Annotated in this window: 26 protein-coding genes; 10 read left to right on the top strand and 16 right to left on the bottom strand. The window is 39.6% G+C overall.

All coding sequences use genetic code 11. From position 1 onward, the window contains the following. Positions 1-124: 124 nt before the first annotated feature. The 3 genes from B4N43_RS12975 to B4N43_RS12985 are packed head-to-tail and all read right to left on the bottom strand — an operon-like array spanning position 125 to position 1,683. A complete protein-coding gene (locus B4N43_RS12975; RefSeq protein ID WP_075992709.1) occupies positions 125-751 on the bottom strand; it encodes a hypothetical protein in 627 nt (208 codons plus the stop codon). Positions 752-757: 6 nt separating this feature from the next. Then, a complete protein-coding gene (locus B4N43_RS12980; protein ID WP_172840694.1) occupies positions 758-910 on the bottom strand; it encodes a hypothetical protein in 153 nt (50 codons plus the stop codon). Between the two features lie 17 nt (positions 911-927). Beyond that, entirely contained in the window at positions 928-1,683 is a 756-nt protein-coding gene (locus B4N43_RS12985; protein WP_075992708.1) for a Ku protein, read from the bottom strand. 128 nt (positions 1,684-1,811) lie between these two features. Here B4N43_RS12985 and B4N43_RS12990 point away from each other — a divergent pair, with 128 nt between their 5' ends. After that, positions 1,812-3,017, top strand: a complete 1,206-nt coding sequence (locus B4N43_RS12990; RefSeq protein WP_286735192.1) for an NAD(P)/FAD-dependent oxidoreductase — start codon at positions 1,812-1,814, stop codon at positions 3,015-3,017. Here B4N43_RS12990 and B4N43_RS12995 read toward each other — a convergent pair. The 3 genes from B4N43_RS12995 to B4N43_RS13005 all read right to left on the bottom strand — a co-directional run bounded on the left by B4N43_RS12995 (position 3,014) and on the right by B4N43_RS13005 (position 5,173). After that, entirely contained in the window at positions 3,014-3,988 is a 975-nt protein-coding gene (locus B4N43_RS12995) for a DNA topoisomerase IB (protein ID WP_075992706.1), read from the bottom strand. The genes B4N43_RS12990 and B4N43_RS12995 overlap by 4 nt on opposite strands. 415 nt (positions 3,989-4,403) lie before the next feature. Beyond that, positions 4,404-4,595: a hypothetical protein gene (locus B4N43_RS13000; RefSeq protein ID WP_075992705.1), complete on the bottom strand. Its 192-nt coding sequence runs from the start codon at positions 4,593-4,595 to the stop codon at positions 4,404-4,406. Between the two features lie 77 nt (positions 4,596-4,672). After that, positions 4,673-5,173 (bottom strand): RNA polymerase sigma factor, encoded by a 501-nt coding sequence (locus B4N43_RS13005; protein WP_075992704.1) that lies wholly within the window; start codon positions 5,171-5,173, stop codon positions 4,673-4,675. A gap of 402 nt (positions 5,174-5,575) precedes the next feature. Here B4N43_RS13005 and B4N43_RS13010 point away from each other — a divergent pair, with 402 nt between their 5' ends. Beyond that, positions 5,576-5,827, top strand: coding sequence for a hypothetical protein (locus B4N43_RS13010; protein ID WP_153848526.1), 252 nt, complete (start codon positions 5,576-5,578; stop codon positions 5,825-5,827). A 57-nt stretch (positions 5,828-5,884) separates the two neighbouring features. Here B4N43_RS13010 and B4N43_RS13015 read toward each other — a convergent pair whose 3' ends face one another. Beyond that, on the bottom strand, positions 5,885-6,235 hold the full coding sequence (locus tag B4N43_RS13015) for a hypothetical protein (RefSeq protein WP_075992702.1): 351 nt from the start codon (positions 6,233-6,235) through the stop codon (positions 5,885-5,887). Positions 6,236-6,380: 145 nt separating this feature from the next. Between B4N43_RS13015 and B4N43_RS13020 the strand changes: the two genes are divergently transcribed. From B4N43_RS13020 to B4N43_RS13030, 3 genes are all read left to right on the top strand, one after another. Next, on the top strand, positions 6,381-6,959 hold the full coding sequence (locus B4N43_RS13020) for a hypothetical protein (RefSeq protein WP_075992701.1): 579 nt from the start codon (positions 6,381-6,383) through the stop codon (positions 6,957-6,959). Between the two features lie 181 nt (positions 6,960-7,140). Further along, a complete protein-coding gene (locus tag B4N43_RS13025) occupies positions 7,141-7,413 on the top strand; it encodes a hypothetical protein (protein ID WP_157626102.1) in 273 nt (90 codons plus the stop codon). Positions 7,414-7,452: 39 nt separating this feature from the next. Further along, on the top strand, positions 7,453-7,638 hold the full coding sequence (locus B4N43_RS13030; RefSeq protein WP_075992699.1) for a CsbD family protein: 186 nt from the start codon (positions 7,453-7,455) through the stop codon (positions 7,636-7,638). Between the two features lie 84 nt (positions 7,639-7,722). Here the strand turns inward: B4N43_RS13030 and B4N43_RS13035 are convergent, their stop codons facing one another. The 6 genes from B4N43_RS13035 to B4N43_RS13060 form a co-directional block, all read right to left on the bottom strand. Continuing rightward, entirely contained in the window at positions 7,723-9,534 is a 1,812-nt protein-coding gene (locus tag B4N43_RS13035; RefSeq protein ID WP_286735201.1) for a glycoside hydrolase family 15 protein, read from the bottom strand. Beyond that, positions 9,534-11,717: a bifunctional alpha,alpha-trehalose-phosphate synthase (UDP-forming)/trehalose-phosphatase gene (locus B4N43_RS13040; RefSeq protein WP_075992697.1), complete on the bottom strand. Its 2,184-nt coding sequence runs from the start codon at positions 11,715-11,717 to the stop codon at positions 9,534-9,536. The genes B4N43_RS13035 and B4N43_RS13040 overlap by 1 nt, the downstream gene beginning before the upstream one ends. 213 nt (positions 11,718-11,930) lie before the next feature. Then, the gene (locus B4N43_RS13045; RefSeq protein ID WP_075992696.1) at positions 11,931-12,572 is read right to left on the bottom strand and encodes a hypothetical protein; all 642 of its coding nucleotides are present in this window, start codon (positions 12,570-12,572) and stop codon (positions 11,931-11,933) included. Next, positions 12,573-13,079: an S-ribosylhomocysteine lyase gene (locus tag B4N43_RS13050; protein WP_075992695.1), complete on the bottom strand. Its 507-nt coding sequence runs from the start codon at positions 13,077-13,079 to the stop codon at positions 12,573-12,575. A 109-nt stretch (positions 13,080-13,188) separates the two neighbouring features. Next, the gene (locus tag B4N43_RS13055; RefSeq protein WP_075992694.1) at positions 13,189-13,479 is read right to left on the bottom strand and encodes an antibiotic biosynthesis monooxygenase family protein; all 291 of its coding nucleotides are present in this window, start codon (positions 13,477-13,479) and stop codon (positions 13,189-13,191) included. A gap of 117 nt (positions 13,480-13,596) precedes the next feature. Further along, positions 13,597-14,529 (bottom strand): LysR family transcriptional regulator, encoded by a 933-nt coding sequence (locus B4N43_RS13060; RefSeq protein ID WP_075992693.1) that lies wholly within the window; start codon positions 14,527-14,529, stop codon positions 13,597-13,599. Between the two features lie 77 nt (positions 14,530-14,606). Between B4N43_RS13060 and hutH the strand changes: the two genes are divergently transcribed. Genes hutH through hutG form a run of 4 tightly spaced genes read left to right on the top strand, consistent with a single transcriptional unit; the run spans position 14,607 to position 20,448 of the window. Continuing rightward, entirely contained in the window at positions 14,607-16,166 is a 1,560-nt protein-coding gene (gene hutH, locus B4N43_RS13065; RefSeq protein ID WP_075992692.1) for a histidine ammonia-lyase, read from the top strand. 7 nt (positions 16,167-16,173) lie between these two features. After that, positions 16,174-17,424: an imidazolonepropionase gene (gene hutI / locus B4N43_RS13070; RefSeq protein ID WP_286735207.1), complete on the top strand. Its 1,251-nt coding sequence runs from the start codon at positions 16,174-16,176 to the stop codon at positions 17,422-17,424. A 4-nt stretch (positions 17,425-17,428) separates the two neighbouring features. Further along, positions 17,429-19,447 (top strand): urocanate hydratase, encoded by a 2,019-nt coding sequence (locus tag B4N43_RS13075; protein ID WP_286735210.1) that lies wholly within the window; start codon positions 17,429-17,431, stop codon positions 19,445-19,447. Next, positions 19,444-20,448, top strand: a complete 1,005-nt coding sequence (gene hutG, locus B4N43_RS13080) for a formimidoylglutamase (RefSeq protein ID WP_286735212.1) — start codon at positions 19,444-19,446, stop codon at positions 20,446-20,448. The genes B4N43_RS13075 and hutG overlap by 4 nt, the downstream gene beginning before the upstream one ends. Before the next feature lie 90 nt (positions 20,449-20,538). Here the strand turns inward: hutG and B4N43_RS13085 are convergent, their stop codons facing one another. Then, entirely contained in the window at positions 20,539-20,820 is a 282-nt protein-coding gene (locus B4N43_RS13085) for a GNAT family N-acetyltransferase (protein ID WP_153847362.1), read from the bottom strand. 179 nt (positions 20,821-20,999) lie between these two features. Here B4N43_RS13085 and B4N43_RS13090 point away from each other — a divergent pair, with 179 nt between their 5' ends. Beyond that, positions 21,000-22,460: an exonuclease domain-containing protein gene (locus tag B4N43_RS13090; RefSeq protein WP_286735215.1), complete on the top strand. Its 1,461-nt coding sequence runs from the start codon at positions 21,000-21,002 to the stop codon at positions 22,458-22,460. A 560-nt stretch (positions 22,461-23,020) separates the two neighbouring features. Here the strand turns inward: B4N43_RS13090 and B4N43_RS13095 are convergent. Both B4N43_RS13095 and B4N43_RS13100 read right to left on the bottom strand, forming a co-directional pair. Further along, complete coding sequence (locus B4N43_RS13095) at positions 23,021-24,142, bottom strand: acyltransferase family protein (RefSeq protein ID WP_286735218.1); 1,122 nt, start codon at positions 24,140-24,142, stop codon at positions 23,021-23,023. 68 nt (positions 24,143-24,210) lie between these two features. Further along, positions 24,211-25,761 carry a RagB/SusD family nutrient uptake outer membrane protein gene (locus B4N43_RS13100; protein WP_286735220.1) on the bottom strand — a complete coding sequence of 517 codons (1,551 nt, stop codon included), beginning with the start codon at positions 25,759-25,761 and terminating at the stop codon, positions 24,211-24,213. Between the last annotated feature and the right edge of the window lie 18 nt (positions 25,762-25,779).

A 25,779-nucleotide genomic window follows, 5' to 3' on the forward strand; every position in this document is an offset into this window, starting at 1 on the left:
AAATTACGACAACATAGATCGAATCTTTGCTAACAGAATGTTATAAAGTTATATAAAATTGTCTTATTGGTTTTTTTTTACTTTTAAATTAAAGCAGCTGCCAATTTCCGTTCGGCAGAAGGAACTAATGCTGAACATTAAACTCTTTGGCGATTGCATGAGCCATCCCTTTAAGAAGTGATTTCCATTGTGGGTAAGATGCCCCAATTTTAGCTGCTAGTCCAATAACATAATTCCTGACATTATCACTTATATTCTCATTGTCGACATTGATGATCTCGTTTCTTCCAGCGTACTGGAACAAAATACTATTCCTCCGTTGTTCGATCAAAAAGGTAGAAGATGAAATCCCTTCAAAAAAATGAGCTGTATTTTTATCTCCAGGATGGCTTGGATCGGGGCAAGGTTTTAATGTTATGGCAAAAACCCTATAATCGTCCGTTTTGTCTGATATGAGGCTGACTACATTCACCCAATCATAACCATTACTACTGGGAAGTCCCGGTCCTGGAATATCGAGTCTGATATAATCGTGTAATTCGAGTAAACGATCTATTGGAGTACCATAACCCGTCGTTAATTGAAATACAGTGGAAGGAATCTGAGCGAGTTCATACCAATGATTGACCTTTCTAAGATTGTTTATAGCCGAAGTATAGGCTAAATCGGCAATAGCCTCACTTGGAAACTCGAGGGATTCAAAGCAATCCAGTTGCTTGCCTTCTTTCTGTTCTGGTATGATATTCTTCATCTTATTTCACTTCTTATGCTTAAAATATTGAATTTCTTGCTCGTGTTTTTTTGCCTCCTCAAGGGTATCAAAAGTACCCAGATTCCGACGTCGGTTAGTCTCTTTATCAGGATGCTTGGCATATATTCGATATTGACCCGATTTTAGTTTACGTATCATGGCACAGGGTGTTTTGTTTAACCAAGGCTTGCTTTAAGTTTTGCAAGCAAATCATCTGCTTTTGTATGCTCTATTTTCATCTTTCGAATGGTAGGACGTTTACCCTTGTCTTTTTGTTTGATTATTTTGAGGAGCTCGTCCATATATTCATTTTTATAGCTGCTGATATCGAAGGATGTGCTGTGTTGCTCGATCAGCTGTGTAGCCATATCCATTTCTGCTTTTTGAATTTTAATTGCAGCAGGTAATTTAAGCTCATCAAGTGCTCTAATTTCCTGTTGATAACGTATTTTATTTAAAACCAATGCATTTTGGTAGGGCTTTATAAGAGCTAGATGTTCTACATTTCGCATGACGAACGACCCTAAGCCCGCCATTTTAGTTTTTTCTAATGCTTTGAGCAATAACTGATAGGCTTTTTCTCCACCTTTCTGTGGCTCCAGATAGTAGGGCGTTTCAAAATATATACTGTCTACATCCATCAGTTTGACAAAAGCATGAAGATTGATAAGTTTGGTCTTCTCCGGACTTGCGTCTTCAAAATCTGCATCTTCCAGCACGACATAGTGGTCTTTCATGAAATATCCCTTAACGATATTGTCCCATTTTACTTCTTTGCCGGTTTGTTCATTTACCCGCTTGAATTTAATATTGGATAGATCATTTCGATCAAGCATATCCAGATCTAAAGCTGCATTCTCCGTTGCACTATATATTTTAATTGGGATATTGACCAAACCAAAACCAATAGCCCCCGTCCAAATTGCTCGCATAAGTAATCTATTAATTGCTAATAGGATAACCTTGGTAATGCTCAAATGGTTTGAAATTTAATAAAATGCCAACCAAACTATTTCTGAAAAGAAATAGTTATACAAACATTCAATAAGCTTTTATTACAATGGATTTAAAGTCAAATGAACCTTTCTGGTTAATAAAAAACGGTCTTCTAAACAGTTATCCTTCCTTGCAAGATGATCTTAACTGTGATGTTCTTGTCGTTGGGGGCGGCATTACAGGGGCGCTGATCGCACATCAATGCATAAACGATGGAAAGAAATGTATTCTAATCGACAAGCGTGAAATTGTGAATGGGAGTTCGGCGGCAACAACCTCTATGTTGCAATATGAAATTGATGTGCCTTTGTATAGATTAAAGGAATTAATTGGTAAAGAGGGCGCAATAGCGAGCTACAGAGCCTGTGGTGAAGCAATTGTCAAATTGGGGGAAATTGCAAAGAAAATCCGGTCCAAAGCTGGTTTTCAAACAAAAAAGTCACTCTACTACGCGGCAAGGAAAAAAGATATCTCCTGGTTGAAGCAAGAGTTTGAAGCCCGACAAGCGGCGGGTTTTGATGTTAAATGGTTAACGGAACAAGATATCAGGGCTCGTTATGCTATACATGGCGCTTATGCTGGAATTCTCTCGGCTTTAGGGGCAAGCATAGACGCCTTTTGCTTTACACATGAACTGCTGGCATACAACGTTAGAAAGGGATTATTGATTTTCGACAAAACAGCCTTAGGCTCTGTATTATATAAGTCGGGGCATAATCTTGTAACCACTTCGACAGGAGCTAAAATCAAAGTGAAGAAAATTATTTATTGTACAGGATACGAAACGACAAACCTTATTCCTGAAAAATTTGTCGATCTATTGAGTACATTCGCAATCGTGTCAGAAGTCGATAAAGACAATTATGATCGGTATCGCGATCTGCTCATTTGGAATACTGCTGAACCCTATCTGTATATGCGTACCACAGATGATCATAGGTTTCTGATTGGGGGAGAAGATGAAGAATTTAAAGACCCAATCAAGCGAGATAGTCTCATTTCAGCGAAATCACTTAAATTGGAAAAGTCATTTAACAAAATTTTTACCGATAGGGTCTTTCATGCAGATTTCGCCTGGGCTGGTACTTTTGGAACAACCAAAGATGGATTGCCCTATATTGGAAAACATGAAAAGTTTAAAAACTCATACTTTGTGTGTGGTTTCGGTGGAAATGGTATCACTTTTTCTGTTGCCGCCATGGATATGGCATCATGCTGGATGAATAACCTAAGCCATCCATTGGACGAATGGTTTAGGTTTGGACGTTAAACAATTGCCTTATCGGTGTGTTTAAGCAGAAAACGGTACAATTTATCCTCTAATTTCGCAAGCGGTAATTTACTTTTTATACTGGGGAATCTTCCCTCCATAAATAAACGTTGTATGGCAGGATGGATATAATAAGTCTGTGAAACAGTCTTTGTATTGCCGAGTTGCTCAGCAACATGTTTAATGACTTTGTTTAACTGTCTTTTTCGGGCATTAAGCGACTCAGCCTGTTTTGTTTGGGCGAGCTGGTAAAAAGCTTCTCGACTGGCTCCCCAAATACGAATGCTTTTACAGCTGATCTGACCTGTAGAATTCTCCCGGAGATACTGATTAAAGGCCGCACCGCAGAACGTGCTTTCGCACGTAGCACTATCAATCTGAAATATCCTTTTTCCTTTCATTTTTAAAAGTTCTTCCAAAAGCTTAGCTTGTTGCCTATTGGACCATGACTTTTGCTGAAAAACACCCTTTTTACCTTTATAAGCCAAAGATATCGTGTTGTTTTCGATGGTGACGTGCCTTTTTTCCAGTGTACTTAGGCCATATGACTTATTGGTCAGTGTATAGCGCTTATTGCCGATACGAATTAATGTGCTGTCCATAATTTTAAAAGCAATTGCACACAATTTATCCATATCCCAGACCTGTTTTTTTAGATGTTTAGTGCTGATCTTTCTTAATTCTTGTAAATATTTACCCATAAAAAGAATATTGCTGAACTTTGCCGCTTGCCGTTGGTCAACGAATTTCGTATGGTAGATATATTGTTTACGCTCTTTTTGATCGAATCCAAAAGCTTGCAGATCACTGGTCTTACTTTTGGCAATCCATACATCCTTCCAGTTGGGTGGAATAACCAGTTTCATAATTCTTTCTAAGATCTTTTTATCAGATACTTCTGTTCCTGATGTATCGAAATATTTAAAAGACTTGCCTATTTTCTTTCTTGTATAACCAGCTTTTACTTTCATATAATAATCTCCAAAGTCAACGTATGCTTAAACCCAAAAATGTTATTTAAATTTCTTATGTGGATGCTTGAGACCATATCAGTTGCCATTTGTTAATCAGCAATTCGATCATGGTTGATCTGTATAAGATCGATGATCATTCTATGGTCATTTATAAGGTTGGTTTCCATTGTATCATGCTGATGAGTGAATTTTTAATCTTTCTTGTAAGAACGGATGAGAGGTCTCTCCAGTTTTCAAAAAAGATAAGATGCGTATTATTTACATAAATCAAGGGTTTTATACAGGAAAAGGGGGCGGGGGGGGCGGACTATCATGTAAATAGAAAGAAAAATATACTAAAAAGGGTTACTTTCTTAACAAAAACAACCCTTTCTATGGATAAATTTCAAATGTTCTATGAGTAAATTCTCATCTATTTTGTTTTATTTACAGAAGAAGATTTTTTAGCTTTTTCTGTCTCTACTTTAGTTTGATTTTTGTCTAATGTGTCCGTAACGGCCGCTTGTACAATGGTCTTACCATTTCCCTTTCCAATGGGACCGCCACAGATAATCAGCGTAATGACCATATTGTGCTGATTTTTTGTTTTAACTTCTGATTTCATATATTTATTATTTAGCGAATTGTCAGCTATCTGGTTAAGTTACTCTAGGTAAATAACCTCAAAAGCTACATTTTGTTTTATTTTAATTTGTAAATTTTAAGCTGTTTTTGAAGCTTTTTTCGCGTCATATGTATCCTTGTTTTGATTGTTCCTTCGGGCATGCCAAAATAGGTGGCAATCTCATGGTATTTGTATCCCTCAAGGAATAATTGAAATACTTGATAATTTTCTTCGGACAAACTGCACATCGCTTTTTGAATATCATCAGCGATAAACTTGTTGTCACTTTTATTGGATTCTACAGTGTTAGTGCTTTCTAGACCGATGTAGGTTTCATGGATGTCGTTTGTACGTTTGGCTTTACGATATTGGTTAATGTAAACATTTTTCATAATAACGTAGAGCCACGACATTAATTTTGGATGACGGATAAAATCATCGATCGATTTCAATGCACGAATAAGCGTCTCTTGAATTAAATCCTCTTTTTCATCGGGATCATTGGTGAATTTTCCCGCAAAATGTTTCAAAAGACTTCTTTTTTCCTCGACTAAAATATTCAAATTGGAATTGCTCATAGTATCGTTTGTTAAATTGATTGATGTTTATTTGATAGGTGGAGGTGCAATTTAAGTGCTACATTTACGTTTTCAGGTTCATCTAAAACTTGTTTAAACAGGCATAGGGGGAAAATACGTACACATGCGTATTGATCGTTTTGTAGCCTAAACGCTACAAGAATACACAATTGAAAGCGTCCCGATAAAAATAGGCGGCCGATTAGGGGCCGGTCAATTGGGTATTTGTTCCATTAAAAAATGTCTTTATTACGGGTATCCTTCTGTATTAGGTGGAGTATGGGAACTGTCTATTTTTTTAAGCAGAAGTTTAAATGATTGTTTTTTATCAGTTTTTATTAAACTAATAAGTTCTGAATGTGGTTCTTAAGAAAAAGGTTGATCACAAAAACAAAACAGAATATGAAAAAGAGTAAGAAATTTACGGTAGTTTTGGGAACGTTATTATTTTGCAGCACACTATTTTTTGCGTGCCAAAATCCAAACAAAAATCCAGCAGAGGGAAGTGGTCAGGCAGACAATATCGCTCCGAGCGCTGCCGATGAAACAAGATACAATTTAAGCGAGCAACAAAAAATGAGCATGCAGAAGGATACCAGTTTAGCAGACACGCTTAGGAAGGATAGCATCAATGCTATACAATCTAAACCTTAAAGGAGCACTCAGAAAAGGTCACTCGGACCTCTTCGTTATATTCACAAAAAAACTCCCTTAGTTGTGGGAGTTTTTTTTGTCCTTTTCCTTTTGATCTGAATCAGCATCATAAATATCTTCTTCTGAATGATCTGGTTTCTCTTTATGTTGATCCTCTTCTGTATTAATCTTTTCTTTAGTGGTGCGGTCGCGTTGTTCTTCTTCACTTGGATCGGGGCCAGCCATACTTTTTGGAGAGTCTAGTTTGAGATTGAACGTATCTCGATCCGAAACCTTGGATGGACTAAATACGGACTTAAGACTGTAGCTGTCCGGTTGGTTTTCCATTGGGGCTATTTCGTGCAAGAATAGGGAGCTTTCTTGGAAATAATCTGAAATAGCATCACCAAATTGAATTGCTGTATTCATCGTCTTTTTAATAGGAACATGAGTCAAATCTGATTGGTTCTCTTTTTTACAAAATGACAAAACGATATATTTTAAGAATAAATTTAAAACTTTTCATTTGTCGATCTTGTTATTAAACTAAAGTAATTTAGATAATAGAGATACTATGAGAAAATTGACACTTCTTTTATTAATAACAGCAGGAATTGGGTATCAGGCCCATGCTCAGAAAATTGAAACTACGCCACAGATGTCCTCGGATGTCGGAATTGAACCTATTCGACAAGGAAATTGGATGGTCGGTGGATCGATCGGTAATCTTGGCTATAGTTTTGAAGGAAAATCATTTAATGTAGCACTTCAACCACGAGCTGGTTATTTCGTGTCCGATGGATTGGCTATTGGTGCACAGGCAAATCTTGGCTTGGCTACTCAAAAAGATGCTGATAATGAATGGACTTATGGTGTAGCGCCATTTGTGCGTTATTACTTTCCAAATGCGGGATCAAGTACAGGTCGGTTTTTTGGACAGGGAGACATTGGTATTTCAGGAAGTTCTAGGGGCAAAGATGTCGCACTGGCTGTAGGAGCCAATGTTGGATATGCACATTTTATCACACGAACTGTTGCTTTGGAAGCTACCTTTGGCTACAATTATAGCAAGGCTAATATTAATACAGGCAGCGGTGCGAGTGGTTTAGGCGTTGGCGTAGGTTTTCAAATCTATTTACCAGGTAAACGCTAACAAAAAATAGTAAAAGCAATCTTTAACAGTATGTTTCCAATTAATCAATTGGAAACATTTTTTTTGGACGCCACCGTATAATTACTTGCTCTTGTGTATGAAAGACCTATTCTTTTCAAAATGACAAAAATTAGAAAACATTTGAAGTAAAGTAGCTGTTTTTCTAATAAAAGGAGCTGAAATGATGACAGGGACAAAAAATATTGGTTTGGTACTCAAAGATAAAATGGGTAAATGGTCTTCTTATAACATTCCATTACTCAAAGAGTGTCACCTGAACAACAAGCTTGTGAAGAGCAATGAGCTGGAAGGTATTTTTGTCATAGGGAGTTTGGCAACGGGACTATACATATTTTCCTTGTATAAAAACCGTTTTATAGACTTGATGGGCAAGCAAATCGGGATGGAGGAGATCTGTGAACATTTTGACAGCTATAAACAGACATTAATATAAAAGCACATACATTTCATTTTTTAAAAACAAGGAGCATTTATGAGTAATTTAACATGGAAAGGCCGTTGGAACGAGCTGAAAGGTAAAGTGAAACAGCAATATGCAGATTTAACCGATGATGATCTGTTGTATGCCGAGGGAAAGGAAGATGAATTGTTGGGTAAATTGCAACAAAAGACCGGAAAAACCAAAGAAGAGGTAGAAAACTGGCTGGATAAATTGTAATATTTTATCAAGGCCATTTAATTGGCAATTATAAGCGCAAAAATGTGCGATCAATTTATTTTGATCGCACATTTTGTTTTTATGTCATTGAAAAATTGGTTTATCTAATTTGATGGCAAGACGATAAACGGCATTCATCAAGCCAACGTGACTGTAGGCCTGTGGGAAATTGCCCCATTGGCTGCCATTGTCCTCGGTAACATCCTCACTGAACAGCCCCAGGTGATTGCTGTAGGTCAGCAAACGTTCGAGGATCTCTTTCGCTTCCTCCACACGGCCGACACAGGCTAGCGCTTCCACGTACCAAAATGCACAGACTAAGAAAGTGGATTTGGGTCTGCCGAAATCATCCTGATGTTTATAGCGATAGAAAAGTCCATTTTCACCTTTTAATTCCTTTTCCAGCATTTCGAGATGATGAAGGGCGCGTTCCGATTTTGGGTCAAGGTAATCCATGACAATGAGCTGCAAGGTACTGGCGTCTAAATTCCGGCTATCAATAGCATTCTGATAGACTTTTCGCTCTTCGTCATAACAGGCCTCGATGTAAGCTTCTGCTTTTTTTAAGAGGACATTCGCGCGATCCTCCATATCTTGATAACCATTTTGACGCGCAATCAATAGGGCCGCCTTACATCCGACCCATTGAAAAAGATTGGAATAACAATGGTGGTTGGCGAAATTTCTAAACTCCCAGATACCGGCATCTTTTTCCTCGATAGTAGCCTCAATCTTTTCGAGAATGAAATTTACCCAGCCTAAAACATTCTTGTTTTCATGGATTTTAAAACGCTGATCAGTGAAAAGAGGTAACAAGGCAATCATTGCTTGGCCGTATACATCGTTTTGGATATGTTCAAAAGCTTGATTGCCAATCCGCACTGGACCGTTATCCTGATAGCCTTTTAGGTAAGGTAAGATATGTTCTGTCAGTTCGGTGGTACCAAGGATACCATACAAAGGTTGAAGTCTTCCAGGGTTGCGATGCGTGATACCAGCAATATAATTAGCAAAGCTTTCCATTTCTTCAAACTGACCGATGTGCGTCAATGCTGTTAAGACATAATAACTATCACGTACCCAGCAATAACGGTAGTCCCAGTTTCTGCCCGAACCTGGATATTCGGGCAGACTAGTTGTTGATGCAGCGATAATTGCTCCGGTATCCTCATATTGATGAAGTTTCAGCACCAGAGCCGATCGGATAACTTCTGTTTGATAAATGTTAGGGATACTACACCTTTTAATCCATCGCTGCCAATAACTGAGCGTTTTATGGAGGAAATCCTCACAGGTGCTTACAATGGCCGATTCGAAAGCAGCATCATACGTCAGTATAAGGTATTTATTTTCACCGATAATGGTCCAGCTTTCCTCTTGGAAGAAATGTGAAATAGGCAGATCAGTGGTAAGTCGAATTCGTTCTCCGACCTGATCGTTGCTATAAAGAATATGGTTGCTGCCACGGGTAGGCTTAAGTGCCAATCGGCCGTAGTCAGCAGTCGGCTGACATCTAATGTTGACGCTAGGGGCACCATGCAGTGGTTCGATCTTTCGTATCAGCATCAATGGTTTAAAATACCGCCCGAATTGTTCAAAACGAGGTGCAAAATCTGTAATACGATAGGCGTAGGATTCCGTGTGGATTTCCGTACAGAGCACATTGGAGTTTTTGATGTAATACTGCTTGGTTTCCACAACTGCTTCCTCTGAACTGATCTTGAAAGTTCCACCTTGATTTTTATCAATCATACTGCCGAATACAAAGCTATCTTCGAACGATGGCCAGCACAACCATGATATGTTTGTATCGATGCCAACATGCGCTATGTAGGAACAATTTCCAATGATTCCAGATTGGTAGATATGTCTGTTTTCTGTTGTATTTTCGTTCATTATTTTACGATAAGTTGATTTAAAAATTGAAGAACATCTTCTTGTTCATCTAAATAATATTTTGCTGCAGATTTGTTGCTGCCTACCTTAATACTTATGGTCGATTGCGGTAGATACCTGAATAGATCCTCGTCGGTAATGTCGTCGCCAATAGCCAACATGAAATCTGCTTTTATATGTCCTGCGATTTCCAATGCCGCCTTACCTTTATTAACTTCTGTATTTTTGACCTCAATGACAGCATTTCCGTCCAGTAGCTGTAATCCATAGTCGTTGAGCATTGGGTTTAAGATCTCCTTTAGCTCGGTTGCTTTAAGTTCGCCTAAGCCCAGTTCCACTTTTCTATAATGCCAAGCTAACGAGTAGGGCTTGACCTCGATGTAAGCCCCCGGAGTTTGATCGGCGAGTTTTTCCATCAGCTTTTTTACTTCAGGCATCCAGTGGAGGGCCAATCCTTTCTTATACGACCAGTTGAAATTTGGGAAATTTGACCAAATGCCATGTTCGGCAACTAAATAGTATGATCGACCGTCAAACCAAGACGATAAGCTCTCTTGTGATCGGCCGCTTATGATGACCAATGTATTGAGTGGATCAGAAATGATATTATCCAAAAGGTTATACAACAGGGTCGTCGGACTCGCTTTCTGGGCATGATTCTGGAATTTGACCAAAGTACCGTCATAGTCCAGAAAAAAGAGTCTATTGCTACTTTTGCTATACCTTTCTGAAATACTATTCAATACCTTATCCGAGATTCGTCTTGCCCATTCGTCACGTTGTATGGCTTTGGTCTCGGCCAAACGATTGGTAAAGAGCTGCACCCAATGCTGCACATTAAACTTCTGTATAATCTGAATATTGGCATCGGTACGTTCCTGAATTTCTTCGGGCGGCATTTTAAGCGCTTGGTAAATACTGTCTGCCGTTTCTGTACGATTATAGGGGTTAATAATCAAGGCATCAACGAGTTCCTTGGAGGCGCCTGCAAACTCACTTAAAATCAATACCCCCTTTGATAAAGTCTTACTGGCGATGTATTCTTTACTTACAAGATTCATCCCATCTCGCGTAGATGTAATCATACAGATATCGGATGCAACATATAATCCAACCAGCTCCTCGAATGGAAGTGATTTGTAAAAATATAGTACCGGCGTCCAGCTTAGATTGCCATAAATGGAGTTGATTTCACTCACCTTCCGGTTAATCTCATCTTTCAGTTTTTTGTATTGCGATACCTTATCCCTAGAGGGTACGATAAGCATATACAATATAACTTTTGTATGCCATTCGGGGTATTTTTCAAGGAAAGTGAGAAAAGCACGTAATCGCTCTAATATGCCTTTGCTATAATCGAGCCTATCTACAGCTATAATAATCTTTTGATCGGGAAAATGGCTCCGGAATTGGCTTGCAATCGACTGGATTTTAGGCTGACTGCTGACTTCGACGAATTTATCAAAATCAATGCCCATCGGAAAGGATTCTATAAATATATGACGGTCTTTGTACTTGAGCTGGTTATGTCCAGATGATACATGCAATATTTTTTTGCAGGCATTTAGAAAGTTCTGACTATCGGCGAAAGTATGAAATCCGATAAGATCTGCTCCCAGTAAACCTTCAACCAATTCTTTACGTTGCGGAATGTTCATAAAGAGTTCCTCCGAAGGAAAAGGAATATGGTGAAAATAACCGATGTTGAGCTCTTGTTTCTCTGAACGCAGCAGTTGAGGGAGCAGCATAAGCTGATAATCATGGACCCAAATAAAATCGGATGGCTCATCGATAGAAAGCGCAGCCTCGCAGAATTTCTTATTTACCATGACATAGGTAGACCAATATTCGCGGTCAAAATGGATGTAGCTCGGCTGATAGTGGCAAATAGGCCAGAGGACCTCATTGGAATAACCTTCGTAGAAATTATGTATTTCATCTTTTGATAAGAAAACAGGAAGTAAGCTCATCGGTTTGAGAAGCTCGACAATCTTTTCTTTTTCCTCTTCATCTTTGGGAACAATTCCCGGCCAGCCAACCCAAAGTATTTCATCCGTATCAAAGGCGGAATTTAAACCGGTTGCCAGTCCGCCCGCACTCGGCTTGATGATTAATTTTTCTTTTTTTCGTTCTATTTGTATCGGCAGTCTATTTGAAATTATTATTTTCTTCTTTTTCTTCATAAGAATATTAGATCGATTTATTTGCAGTGTGGAAGAGTTATATTGAAATAACGATGGGCTTGTAATCCACTTATCTGAACAACCTCGGGAGAGAATAGTTTGAATAAATTCAAATTAGAAAGACAAGAGGGAAGCTGTTGAAGAAAGAACACGGTAATTTGCAAAAAAAAAGACCTTTATTTCTACAGGTCTTTTTTTTGCTATTTCATTAGATTACGATATACTGACCGCAGCAGCTTTTTCGTTATCCAGCTTTTTCATGAATTGATCGAGAATATCACCTAATCTCCCTGAAATTTCTCCTAAAATACTTTCCCAATCTTTAACTGTGCCATCACAATTGTCTGAAACAATTTTAATACTATGAAAGGTGAGATTTTTTTGAAAACAGAAATTCGCTAGGGCATAAGATTCCATATCAAATGCCAAAGGATTAAAATGTTTGATATCCTGATAAAAAGCAGTATTTACATTGATAAAACGATCCGATGTCAAAAGTGCATCTTCGTAGCGAAATTCATCACGAGATATGGATTCCAATACGCCTTGACCTTTAAAAAACAAGGTGTTTTCCAGGAAAAATCCATCCGTATAAGCATCCCCTTGTGCATAGTATGCCGGATAAAGGACATGGCCTATCGGATGCCTTGTACAACCTACCGTGCCAACATTGAGAAGAACAGGACTGATCCCTAATGCTTTGATGTCTTCGTAAAGCGTAGCTACGGACAGGAGCGCATTTACTTTACCTACACCAATTTCGTATACAAAAGTCGATTCACTTGTCGAATTAAAAGATAGCTCATTTTTATTTGCTACCAAGATAATCGTTTCAATATCTTTATTCAGGATCATTTAATTTTCTTCGATATATGGATACTCAAATTCCAATTCTTCGGCAGTAATTAGATTTAAGAAGTTAACACAAGCCTGTTTTGAGGTGGGAAAATCCATGAATGTGTAGTTTCCGCAGCTAATTGGATTTTGGAAAGGTACTTCGTATCCTTCTGTAAGAACAGTCTCTAATACTTCTTTCATCAATTCCGCCACGTTCTGAGGAGTTTTCGCTGTTCCAGCCAATACAACATAAAATCCCGTGCAACAGCCCATTGGCCCAACATAAATAACTTCATCACCTAAGATGGTTCTAATTTCTGTTGCAAAACAATGTTCTAAGGTATGCATGACCTCAGGTGATAGCATACGCTCCGGAGAATTCGGTCTGATCATGCGAATGTCGTAAGTTGTATAACTCTCAACATTGCTGTTATTGGTTGTAGAAGCTTTAGCGTAGATCCCTTGTTTTAACTTGGTATGATCTACCGTAAAACTATTTACTTTTGCTTTTTCTTTTGTGTACATCTTGTTCTGTTCAAAGCTATAACGCTTGTGACGTTATAGGGGTTAAAAGTTGAATATCAAAAATTTCTACAAAGATACTAGATTATTGTAGAAAAGGACGACAAAACTACTATTTTAACACTTCATAATGTTCGACTGTTGGAAATGGATCGTAGTAATGGTGTAAAAGTTTCTCCCATTCCTTAAATAATGCCGACTCCCTGAAACCAATGGTATGGTCTTCTAAAGTTTCCCATTCAACCAACAAAATGTACTGGTTATCTTTTTCAATACATTTACGTAAGGAATGCGTGATATAACCTTTACTCGCACTAATATACTGGCAAGCTGTTTTATAATCTCTTTCAAAATCGGACTGTTTTCCTTCAATAATTTGTAATACAGCTACTTCTAAAATCATAATTCGTTTTTTAAATAAAGTTTAGTAAATATATCAAACTTAGAGAATTTGTTTTTTATATGCAATACAATAACAAGCTTATCCGAACAATTTATTTGGCATTCTTTTGATGCAGTCTTAGCTATTATTGTTTATGCCGGCAGTATCAGGTCCAGTTTTGTTGGGTTGCGAAGCGATGATCTGAATAACTAATGGAATACCGGGATTACGATTTTGGGCATTCCAAACTAAAGAGAGCGTTGTTCGTTGTGGTAAAGTGGTCAATTCAAGGAAAGTGACATCAACATGGTATCCGTTCTTTAAAGATGAAGGAACTATTGCAACACCCAGTCCCTGAGCAACCATATTGAAAATAGTTAAAGCATTCACTGTGCGTAAAGTAACTTTGGGGATAAACTTATGATCACTAAAAATGCTCATCACGAGATCATAATACGAGTGGCTATAGTTTTTGGAAAATAAGATAAATGATTCATTTTTGAACGCATCAAGACTTGGTTGCGGCGACTTCAATAGGGGATGATCGTTGGGTAAAACGAGGCTAAAGTGCTCTGTATGTAGAGGCAGGCTACATAACCCGGGGGGCGTTTCGGAAAGACGAACAAACCCTAAGTCCAGTTCTTTTTTCTCCAGCAGATCCAGCTGGGTTTCATTCGCTAGTTCGTGAAGTGATAACTCGATATCAGGCTGCTGCTGTTTTAAGGTGACAAGCAATTGCGGTAAGATTGTTTGAACAGCCGACCCGATAAACCCCAGCTTTAAGGTGCTTATTTTACCGTTGGCAAAACTTTGAAGTTGAGTTTCAATCTGATCCAAGTGCCTAAATAGTTCTTTCACCTCCTGAAAGAGATACATCCCCGCTTCAGTCATTTGAACATTTCGTTTATTACGCTCAAAGAATGTTACGCCATAGGATTCCTCCAGCTGCTTAATTTGCCTGCTCAAGCCTGGCTGCGCAATAAACAATTTTTCGGCAGCCCTTCTAAAATGCAGTTCTTCCGCCAATACTTTAAAATACAGTAAATGTCTTAGCTCTATTTGATAATTCATGGTTATCAATTGATGATAAAAATGGTATTTCTAATTATCAAATATAGCAAGTACATTTGAGTAAAGCAGTTATGATAATGGAAAAATTTTTATATGGCAGTGGGCAGCTAACATGCTCCACAGCTTTAGCGATAGCAAAAGGAACGGTTACCGGGGAAATTTCCCCCGAAGTCAAGGATAAGATCGAGCAAAGCGCCAGTTATGTCAGGAAAATAGTAGAGCGCGGTGAGGTTGTCTATGGGATCAATACAGGTTTTGGTCCATTGTGCACCACACTTATTGATGCAAGTCAAACGCAGCTGTTACAGGAAAATATTCTAAAAAGCCATGCTGTCGGTATGGGAGAACCTATAGCCAACGATTTGGCCAAATTGATGCTTATTCTTAAAGTTCACGCGCTTTCTAAAGGATTTTCAGGAGTTCAGTATGCGACGATTGAGCGGATTATTTGGCATATTGAAAATCATGTCATTCCTGTGGTCCCCAAACAAGGTTCTGTGGGCGCATCGGGTGATTTGGCCCCATTGTCACATTTATTTTTACCATTGATTGGTTTAGGAAAAGTTAACGTAGAAGGGGAGATTGTGGAGACAGCTGCCGTTTTGGAAAAACACGGTATGGCACCGGTTCAGCTGGGCGCAAAAGAAGGGCTGGCTTTAATCAATGGAACTCAATTTATGGCGGCACATGGTGTGATGGCTGTTGCCGAGTTAAATCGTGTACTTCAGAACGCTGACATTATTGCTACCTTAATGATTGAAGGCTTAAATGGTTCAATAAAACCATTTTTTACAGAATTACATCAATTACGCCCGCACCCAGGAAACCGCTATGTCGCTGCAAGCATTTTTAACATGCTTCATGGCTCGGCCATTTTGGAAAGCCACAAAGACTGTTCTCGTGTACAAGATCCCTACTCGCTGCGCTGTATCCCTCAGGTCCATGGAGCATCACGCAATGCTTGGTTTCATTTGAAGGATACCATAGAAATCGAAATAAATGCAGTGACCGATAATCCTGTGATCATTAATGATGAACTAACCATTAGTGGCGGTAGCTTTCACGGACAGTCAATTGCTCTGCCTTTGGATTATGCCACACTGGCCGCATCGGAAATTGGCAATATTTCGGACCGAAGGGTCTATTTGTCTTTAGAAGGTCAAACCAACGGCGTCCCAAAATTGTTAATGAAGTCAACCGGTCTCAATTCAGGATTTATGATCTTACAATATAGCACTGCCGCGATAGCAAGTGAGAATAAAGGACTTTGTTTTCCTGCAAGTGCAGATAGTATTCCTACCTCTTTAGGCCAGGAAGATCATGTCAGTATGGGATCTATTGCCGGCCGAAAATTACTGCAGGTCATTGACAATGTCGATAAAATACTAAGTATTGAACTGTTATGTGCGGCACAGGCCAAAGATTACCATCAGCCATTAAAATCGACTGCAGCATTGGAAGCTATCCATGCAAGAATTCGCCAGTCCATTCCGCATATTGAATCCGATCAACCGATGGAAGAGCTGCTGACGGAGGCACTAAGCCTCGTAAAATCAGGCGAACTGATCACATTGCATCGTCAATATGCTACAGGTGAGATTGAAGCGGATTTGAAACAAAGGTTTGAAATGTTTTAAACGAAGAATGATGGAAAAAGAGCTGAAATTAGTTGGACCTTTTAGGCAGGTATTAACGCTGTCAAATATGCCCGTAAATGGGGCACTCCACGATAAACAATTGGCTATTATTAAAGAAGGAGGTATTTTAATAGCGGGTAACCATATATTGGAAGTGGGGGATTTTGAGCAATTACAACTGCAATGGGGAAAGGAGGCGGCACTTGTACTTGTAGAAGGAGATCAGGTCGCTCTGCCAGGCTTTATTGATTGCCATACACATATTGCTTTTGCCGGTAATCGAGCGAATGATTTCGCCCTTCGAAATGCAGGCTCAAGCTACCTGGAGATTGCAGCGGCAGAAGGTGGGATCTGGAGCACCGTTTCCCATACGCGGGATTGTAAGGCAGAAGAATTGATTGATCTCACTATCCAGCGCGCAAATTTTCTATTAAGGCAAGGAATCACAACAATTGAAGTTAAAAGTGGTTACGGCCTCAATGTTAAAGAAGAACTTAAGATATTACGGGGCATTCAGAAATCGGATCGTCGTACAGCATCAGACCTTATTCCAACTTGTTTGGCTGCACATATGCTCCCACGGGACTTCGACGGATCCGCAAAAGATTATCTTCATCTGATCACAACAGATCTTTTTCCCCTATTGAAATCAGAAGGGCTATCGAATCGGATTGACGCATTTATCGAAAAAACGGCTTTTCAGGGGGAAGACATTGTGGCCTATTTACGAAAAGCAAAAGAAATGGGTTTTGATCTGACTATTCATGCCGATCAGTTTACCACTTCGGGAAGTCAGATTGCTGTAGAACTCGGTGCGCAATCCGCGGATCATCTTGAAGCATCAACTGCGGCTGAAATAGAACTCATCGCACACTCAGCTACTGTTGCTGTGGCGCTGCCTGCCGCCTCAATCGGTCTGGGATGTGGTTTTACACCTGCTAGAAAGTTGCTGGATGCAGGGGCATGTTTGGCAATAGGAAGTGACTGGAATCCAGGTTCCGCGCCCATGGGACAGTTACTGACGAGTGCGAGTATTTTGGCAACAGCAGAAAAGTTGACGAATGCTGAGCTGCTTGCGGCACTAACCTACCGTGCTGCAAAAGCCTTAAACCTGTCGGATCGCGGCGTGTTGACCAAGGGCATGAAAGCAGATTTTAGTTTATTTAAAACAGATAATTATCAGGATATTACCTACTACCAAGGAAGCTTGCAGCCTACAGCAGTATGGAAAAATGGTCAGGAAGTATTCTCAATATAACAACATGGAAGATACATTTAAGAGTGAGGTTGCGGAAGGTATTCCGACCGTATTACCTCCAAAAGTAGAACGAGATCATACAATAAGTCATGCCCCCAGACGAAAGGATATTCTCACCAAGTCGGAAGAGAAGCTGGCCCTACGGAATGCATTGCGTTATTTTCCAAAACAATGGCATACGGTTTTAGCACCTGAATTTTTAGAGGAGCTTCGTAGTTTTGGGCGAATCTACATGTACCGCTTTAGACCCCAATATGCAATGCACGCTCGACCGATAGATGATTATCCAGCAGTGAGTAAGCAGGCGGCAGCTATTATGTTGATGATTCAGAACAACCTCGATCCAGCTGTAGCACAACATCCCCATGAACTGATTACCTATGGTGGGAATGGAGCTGTTTTCCAAAATTGGGCTCAATATCGCCTCACCATGCAGTATCTTTCGCAGATGACAGATGAGCAAACTTTACATCTTTACAGTGGTCATCCAATGGGGCTTTTCCCTTCCTCACAACATGCACCTCGTGTTGTTGTAACCAATGGCATGATGATTCCAAACTATTCGAAACCGGATGACTGGGAACGTTTTAACGCCTTAGGTGTTACACAATATGGACAGATGACAGCAGGTTCCTATATGTATATTGGTCCGCAGGGTATTGTGCATGGCACCACAATTACTGTCATGAACGCTTTTCGAAAACATTTAGCAGTAGACGATACCATTCAAGGCAAGGTGTTTTTGACTTCTGGTTTGGGAGGTATGAGTGGCGCACAGCCCAAAGCAGGTAATATTGCCGGCTGTATCACCGTATGCGCTGAAATCAATCCCGCTGCGGCAAAAAAGCGGCATGAACAGGGTTGGGTAGACCGATTGATAGAAAATATCAATGAACTCGTTGAACAGGTACAGTTGGCGATGGATCAAAAGGAAACAATTTCCTTCGCCTATATCGGTAATATTGTCGAAGTGTGGGAAGCCTTTGATCGCAAAAATATCCACATCACGGTAGGATCTGATCAGACATCATTACATAATCCTTGGTCTGGAGGCTATTATCCGATGGGGTTGACCTTTGCAGAATCCAATGCGTTGTTAGCGACCGATCCTGACCGGTTTAAGCGATGTGTACAAGAAAGCTTGGTACGACATGTCGATGCCATCAATAAGCATGTAGCCAAAGGAACGTATTTCTTTGATTACGGTAACGCGTTTCTGTTGGAGAGCAGTCGTGCTGGTGCAGCGGTTTGGAATGATAAAAAGGATCAGTTCCGCTACCCATCTTATGTACAGGATATTCTTGGTCCAATGTGTTTTGACTATGGTTTTGGACCCTTTCGCTGGGTTTGCACGTCTGGAAAGACTTCGGATCTCCAAAAATCAGACGAAATAGCCATGACAGTTTTAGAAAAGCTCCGAAAAGAAGCCCCTGTGGAGATTCAGCAGCAGATGCAAGATAATATTCAATGGATCAAAGAAGCTGGTAAAAATAGACTTGTAGTAGGCTCTCAGGCGCGTATTCTTTATGCAGATTCCAATGGGCGTATTGCCATAGCAAAGGCTTTTAATGAAGCCGTAAAAAGTGGCTTATTTGAAGCACCTATTGTTTTGGGAAGAGACCATCATGATGTGAGCGGTACCGATTCACCTTATCGGGAAACAAGCAATATCTACGACGGCAGTCAATTTACAGCAGATATGGCTATTCATAACGTCATTGGTGACAGCTTCCGGGGGGCTACTTGGGTATCTATTCACAATGGCGGTGGAGTCGGTTGGGGTGAAGTCATCAACGGTGGCTTCGGGCTACTGCTAGATGGCTCTGCAGAAGCAGCTTTTAAATTGGAAAAGATGCTGTATTTTGATGTGAATAACGGGATTGCTAGGCGCGCTTGGGCTAGAAATAAGGAAGCTAATCAGGCGTTAGATCGTGCAATGGAGAGAAATACCACATTGCAAGTTACCCGCGCTCAACTTGTAGATGACGATATTATCGAACAATTATTTGATCTGAGCGAATGAACTTATTGTTGAATAATCCGGAAATATATAACAAAGGAGACCAAGCGGTCTGGAAGGGGCGTATCGATGGCCAGGATCGTGAATGGATGCGTTGGCATCAATTAATGGATTGTGTTGATCTTCTCGAGCAGCCCGATTTAAGGCAGTCCATTGCTTTTCTCGGATTCTGTAGCGATGAGGGTGTTGCACGCAATCAAGGTCGTGTAGGGGCCAAAGATGGACCGACAGCACTCCGGAATGTATTAACAAACCTTCCTGTACATTTTTCTGATAAACTAAAACTTAAAGACTGCGGCGATATACTTATAAAAGACAGTGATTTAGAATTATCTCAGCAGGGGCTAGGGGCTGCCTTAAATTGTATTCTCGAGCAAGAAGGATTTCCAGTCGTCTTAGGTGGTGGCCATGAAGTAACTTATGGCCATTATTTGGGTGTTAAAAAATTTCTAAAGAGTCGTAATCAAAGTCTTGGCATTATTAATTTGGATGCCCATTTAGACATCCGTCCATTGCAGGATGGCAAAGGGAATTCTGGAACGGGGTTCTATCAAATCGAGCACGATCAGTCTAAAGCAGATTTGCCATTTCATTACTTAGCAATTGGTATTCAGGAAATTAGTAATACCAAAGGATTGCTCGCCTATGCCAAAGAGAAGGATGTGCAGATTATTGAAAGAGAGAGTTTGCTCATTGAAAAACTTGATCTGATCCGGGAAAAAATTGTTAGTTTTTCCAAATTAGTGGATTATGTGTATTTGACGGTTGATCTTGATGCTTTCGCTGCAGCCTATGCACCGGGAGTAAGTGCATTGGCATTTAACGGTATTGTCCCTGATCATTTGTTTTTTATGATCTACGATATGCTACTGGATCTGCCTAATCTAAAATCTGTCGATTTTGCAGAATTCAATCCACATTTCGATATTGATTCCAGAACGGCCAAACTAACGGCTGATCTCATTTTTAAATTGATAAACAAATTAGCAATCAAACTTGATTAGCAACTGCCCATTAGCTAAACAGAGGGCAAAAAAAGATGGTTAGATACATTGCTACAGCAATCTAACCATCTTTTTTACATTGGCGAGGTCTTAAAAAAGCACATCGGCTAATGCTGGGTCCTTATCAAAAACTGATTTTGCAAAAGGACATAAAGGCATAATTTTTAAATTTTCTTTACGTGCATAGGTCACTGCTGCCATCAATAACTGTTTGCCTAGCCCTTTTCCTGCGTATTCGGAACTTACTTCCGTATGGTCTATAATGAATTTTGTAGGGCCAGCCCAGGTATAAGTCATTTGTGCAACTGACTTTTCCTGATCGATAACCTCAAAGCTGCCGTGTTTATCGTTATTTTTTTGTGTTACTTCCATGAGCATGAATTTAATTAAGAAAAGCCAAAATAAACAAAATCCAGCAATATATAACATGAACAGTAGTTTAGAAAAACAGCTATTTCTATCAGCTAGATTGTATAATTGGCGTCCGTGTTTTGTAAAATTGCGGTGATCCTTTTGAATAGCTAATATTTTTAGTATGTTTGCTTTGCGTTATGAGTGTAAATCAAAGCAAAAGACAAGAATTTGCCATTGTGGACATAGAGACTACAGGTGGCAATGCAAAATCGAGCAGGATCACAGAGGTTGCCATTGTTATTCATGATGGTAATCAGGTTTTGGAACGTTGGGAGACCTTGGTGAATCCAGGGAAAGAGATTCCGAATTCGATTTTTGCGCTTACGGGTATAAACAATGACATGGTGAAGGACGCTCCATTATTTGATGAAGTAGCCGAGCAGATTTATGAAATGCTCAAAGACCGTATTTTTGTTGCACATAATGTAAATTTTGATTATTCATTCATTCGATTTCAGCTTCAGGAGTCAGGCTTCGAGTGGTCAGCTATAAAATTATGTACGGTACGCTATGCACGAAAAATAAAGCCGGGATTATTATCCTATAGCTTGGGGCGCCTATGTGATTATTTAGATATCCCGATTGAAAATAGGCACCGTGCGGGTGGCGACGCCGATGCAACTGCCATTCTCTTTGCTTATTTGAAAGTGCTAGATACCGAACAGGTATTTCAGGATATGATTAAGCATAAAGCGCTAGATCAACGGTTTCCACCGCATTTAAATCCCTTGGAGTATGAACAATTGCCCAACGAGGCTGGAGTCTATTATTTTCATGACAAAGCTGGAAAAGTAATTTATGTTGGCAAAGCCGTCAATATAAAAAAAAGAGTATTGTCTCATTTTACAGGGAATAATATTCAAGCGCAAAGGCAACATTTCTTAAAAGAAATTCATCATATAAGTTATGAATGCTGCGGGACAGAGCTGATGTCATTGTTGTTGGAATGTGCGGAAATCAAAAAGTTCTGGCCAAAATATAATAGAGCACTTAAACGGTATGAGCCTAAATTTGGTTTGTTCTCTTATGAGGATCAAAATGGCTATCTCCATCTGGCTATTGGGAAGACAACAAGGGGACAAGAATGTATTCAGCTGTTTCAGCGTGAATATGACGCTATTCAGTTGTTGCAAAGCTTTATTCAGCATGACGCTATTAATCCGCAATTTTGTCAGTTTGGGCACGCCAGTTTGTCTACGAAAGCGCTAAAAAAGACCGAATTACCCGATCGAGACCTACACAATACACGGGTGGAACGTTGTATCGAGGATTGGCTCAAACAGCAGCCATCCTTTGTATTGATCGATAAAGGACGTAATTCGGATGAAAAAAGCTGTATTGTCATCGAAAATGGTGTTTTTTATGGGATGGGATATATTGATCAATACGGCCAGTATAGCGGGTTTGAAGATATAAAAGGACAAGTAAAAAGATATCAGAGCAATCACTACATGATGGAATTGGTCAAAATGGCAGCAGAAAGACATCCCGCTAAAATACATTTCTTAACAAAATCAAAGATTTTACCTGATGTTGCGGCAGAACTTGATTTCTCTTATGAAAAATTGGCTCCGAATAGTCTCTTTAATTTCTTTTAACAGTATATTTTCTATTCTTATTTTGGAAATGTCTTCCGTTTAGTCATTTCAATCTCAGTAATCTGTTAAGGAAATGTGAAATAGTAATTTATGCGCGATTTTGGTCCAATAGTTGAAATATTCTTTGTGTAGAATATTAAAAAAAGACTTTTCATAATTTAGGTTAATAATTGGTTAGTTAAAACCTGGGACTCCCAACCTCAGGTTTTCTTTTTTTTATATTTCCGGACAAGAATTTTAAGCGAAGTATGACTTCTATTATGATTATTCAAAATAAAGTAGCGCTTTTTTTAATTTAAATACGTGTTTTAATTTGCTGTTTTTCAATCGATTGTATTTTGTCCCCCCCTTTGTCCCCCTAAGTTTTTTCTCTGTATAGTTAGTTTGAGCTATTTTAGTGTCAGCATACTGTAATAGCGAAATAGTAAAACAAAGATGGGGCGTTTTCTAAAAGTAGCTGCGGTATATCTTATCCATATCTTTATATATAAAAAGGGCCTTGGCCCTTTTTTTTATTCCTATTATTCAGATTGCCTATTTTAAGCCAATGGCACCTCGACCTAGATTTTGATATAGATCTTTTTCTTCCGTAGGCAATATGCGATCAACCAATTCAAAGCGACAAATAGCAGCGCAAATAGGGCGGACGATAATCGTTGGTTTTGCCAGCTATCAAACAGGAAATGGTAGCTTAAGTTCCAAAGATTTTGATGTGTATCCCCGATGAGAATAAAAGAACAAATCGTGGGAATTAAGCCGCTAAGACAATAGATAAATAGTGTATTCTTACCGAAATCGTCAAGGACAGTGTAAATTATCCCTTTGATGTTTTGAAATTCGATAAGATAGATTAATATACCAAGAAAAGAGAGTGCAATTCCAGTGCTGAATACGGCGTAGCTGCTGGTCCAAATCTTCTTATTAATAGGAAAGACAAATGACCATAGATAGCCAATCAGGATAAAGGACAGACCTACGACAACGAGGTTCATCAGCTCCCTTTTTCCTGTCAGTTTGTGAATAATGTACTTTCCGGTAATATACCCGAATATCGTTTGACTGATGGCCGGTAATACGCTCCAGATATCCTCTGGATCAAACGCTGTGCCCTCGCCGTGATAGAGATGGGATGCACCAAAGATTCGGATATCGAGTGCTGTTCCGAACCAACCGTCCAAACTATAAGGATCCGATGGATTACTATAGTAGCAAATCAACCAATAGAACAAGAGAAATGCTACACCGATGATAATTGTGCCTTTATCTTTAAAATAATATATTAACATGGCGCAACTGAAATAACAGATAGCGATACGTTGCAATACGCCGAAATACCTGTACTTGGCAAATGGAATCCATTCCAGCTTGTGAAGGCTATTCCATTCAACAAAAGGAAAAACATTTAAAAAGATGCCCAGCATAAAAAGGATGCCCGTTCTTTTCGCAACTTTTTGCCAATAGGCTGATGGAGCCTGTTGATCTATATTTTTTAAAGAAAATGCCATCGAGTTTCCAACAGCAAATAAGAAAAATGGAAATATAAGATCTGTAAACGTACAGCCATGCCAGATGGAGTGTTCAAGTTGAGGAAATACATGATGATAGTTGCCGGGATTATTGACGAGAATCATAGCCGCGAGTGTAAACCCACGGAAAATATCCAGTGATTTAAAACGAGTCATAATAAAGTATATTAGTAAAAAAGGCTGTTCAAGGAATTAATCCTTTGAACAGCCTATGCTTGGTCTAATTAATAGCCTGGATTTTGAGTCAGGCTCGGATTTGCCTGCAGTTCCAATAATGGTATTGGAAGGAGCAGGCTATTTTGGTTAAAATTATACTTAATCGACGTAGGGTTGCTCTGTTTGCCGTTATCGCATGTAAATTTTATTTCATTTAGTTTATTCATTACATCTACCGTGACACCATAACGATTTAAATCATCCCAACGTTGACCTTCGAAAGCAAGTTCCAATCGGCGCTCGTTGAGAATGATGGCCTTTAGCGCACTGGAGCTGACACCGGATAAATCTGACAGCCCTGCGCGATGACGTATGACATTAATGGTGTTTATCGCACCAGAAGTATTTCCCAAGGCGTTTTGAGCCTCTGCTTTAAGCAGAATGATGTCCGCAAGCCGCAAAAGGTAAAAATGATCGCCACTTTGGAAGCTGTTGGCATGTTTTTGCTTTACATTAAATGGGATTTCTGTATCGGCATCTCCACAAGGGTTCCAGAACTCATCTGCCCAAGGGACAGAGAAAAACCAGATGTTGGCATTCTTTCGTTCAGTGTCGCCAGCGTTGTCATAAGCTTCGACTAGATCTTTCGAAGGTGTGCCATACCGGCGCCATTCGTTTTCGTTGATTTGGCCATTTTCATCAAGATCCGGGAAAAAGAATGCGCCACCCCAACAGCTTAGATTGGGACTGCCGGCGATATAGGGAATCTCTATGATAGATTCACTGTTATAGTTATGTTTACCGTCAAAAAGATCCGCATAGTTTTGAAGGAGCTGATAGCCACCTTTTCCAGTAATCACTGAATCGGCGTATTGCAATACCTTATTGTAATCTCGATCAGGGCGTTGTGCCCATATCTTGGTCAGCAAGGCATTTGCAGCACCTTTTGTAGCTCTAACCTTGTCAATAGAGGCTTGTCCAAATCCATCGGGAAGATTGTTTGCTGCAACTTGTAGATCCGAATCTATAAAATCATAAACCTCCTCTACAGTTGATCGCTTGATGCGTAATACTTCGGCATCTGTACTGTTGGAGTGTTTTTCCAAGGGTACACCACCATAAAGTTTGACCAATTGATAATAATGGAAGGCTCTTAAAAATGAAGCTTCTCCAAGAATTTGTTTGCGTCTTTCATCCGAAAAAGTAGGATCTGTGACTTTATCAACATTGTCGATAACGATATTGCATTTTGAGATTGCTCCATACAGTTCTTCCCAATCCCTGCGTACCATTTCATTGGTATTGGTAATGGTATTATAGTCAATTTGTGCAAAGTCTATCTCACCACCACCGGCCGCATGCGCATTGTCCGAACGGATATCGGTCTGTAAAATCATCTCCCATTGATAATAATTGGCATTGCTTCCTGGGCGGGTACCATTGCCTATAAAAGAATTATAGGCCCCGTTTAATGCTTTCTCAATATTGTCTCCGGTGAGATAGGCATTTTCACTCGTTACCGTGGAGGTAGGCTGAAGATCTAAAAACTTTTTGCAGGAATTTAGAGCTAGAGAAGCCAATAAGGCGATGGCTAATGACGTATATCTATTTGATTTCATTGTTTGTAAGCTAAAAGG

This window comes from Sphingobacterium sp. UBA1897, from assembly GCF_002337775.1.
Taxonomy (GTDB): domain Bacteria; phylum Bacteroidota; class Bacteroidia; order Sphingobacteriales; family Sphingobacteriaceae; genus Sphingobacterium; species Sphingobacterium siyangense.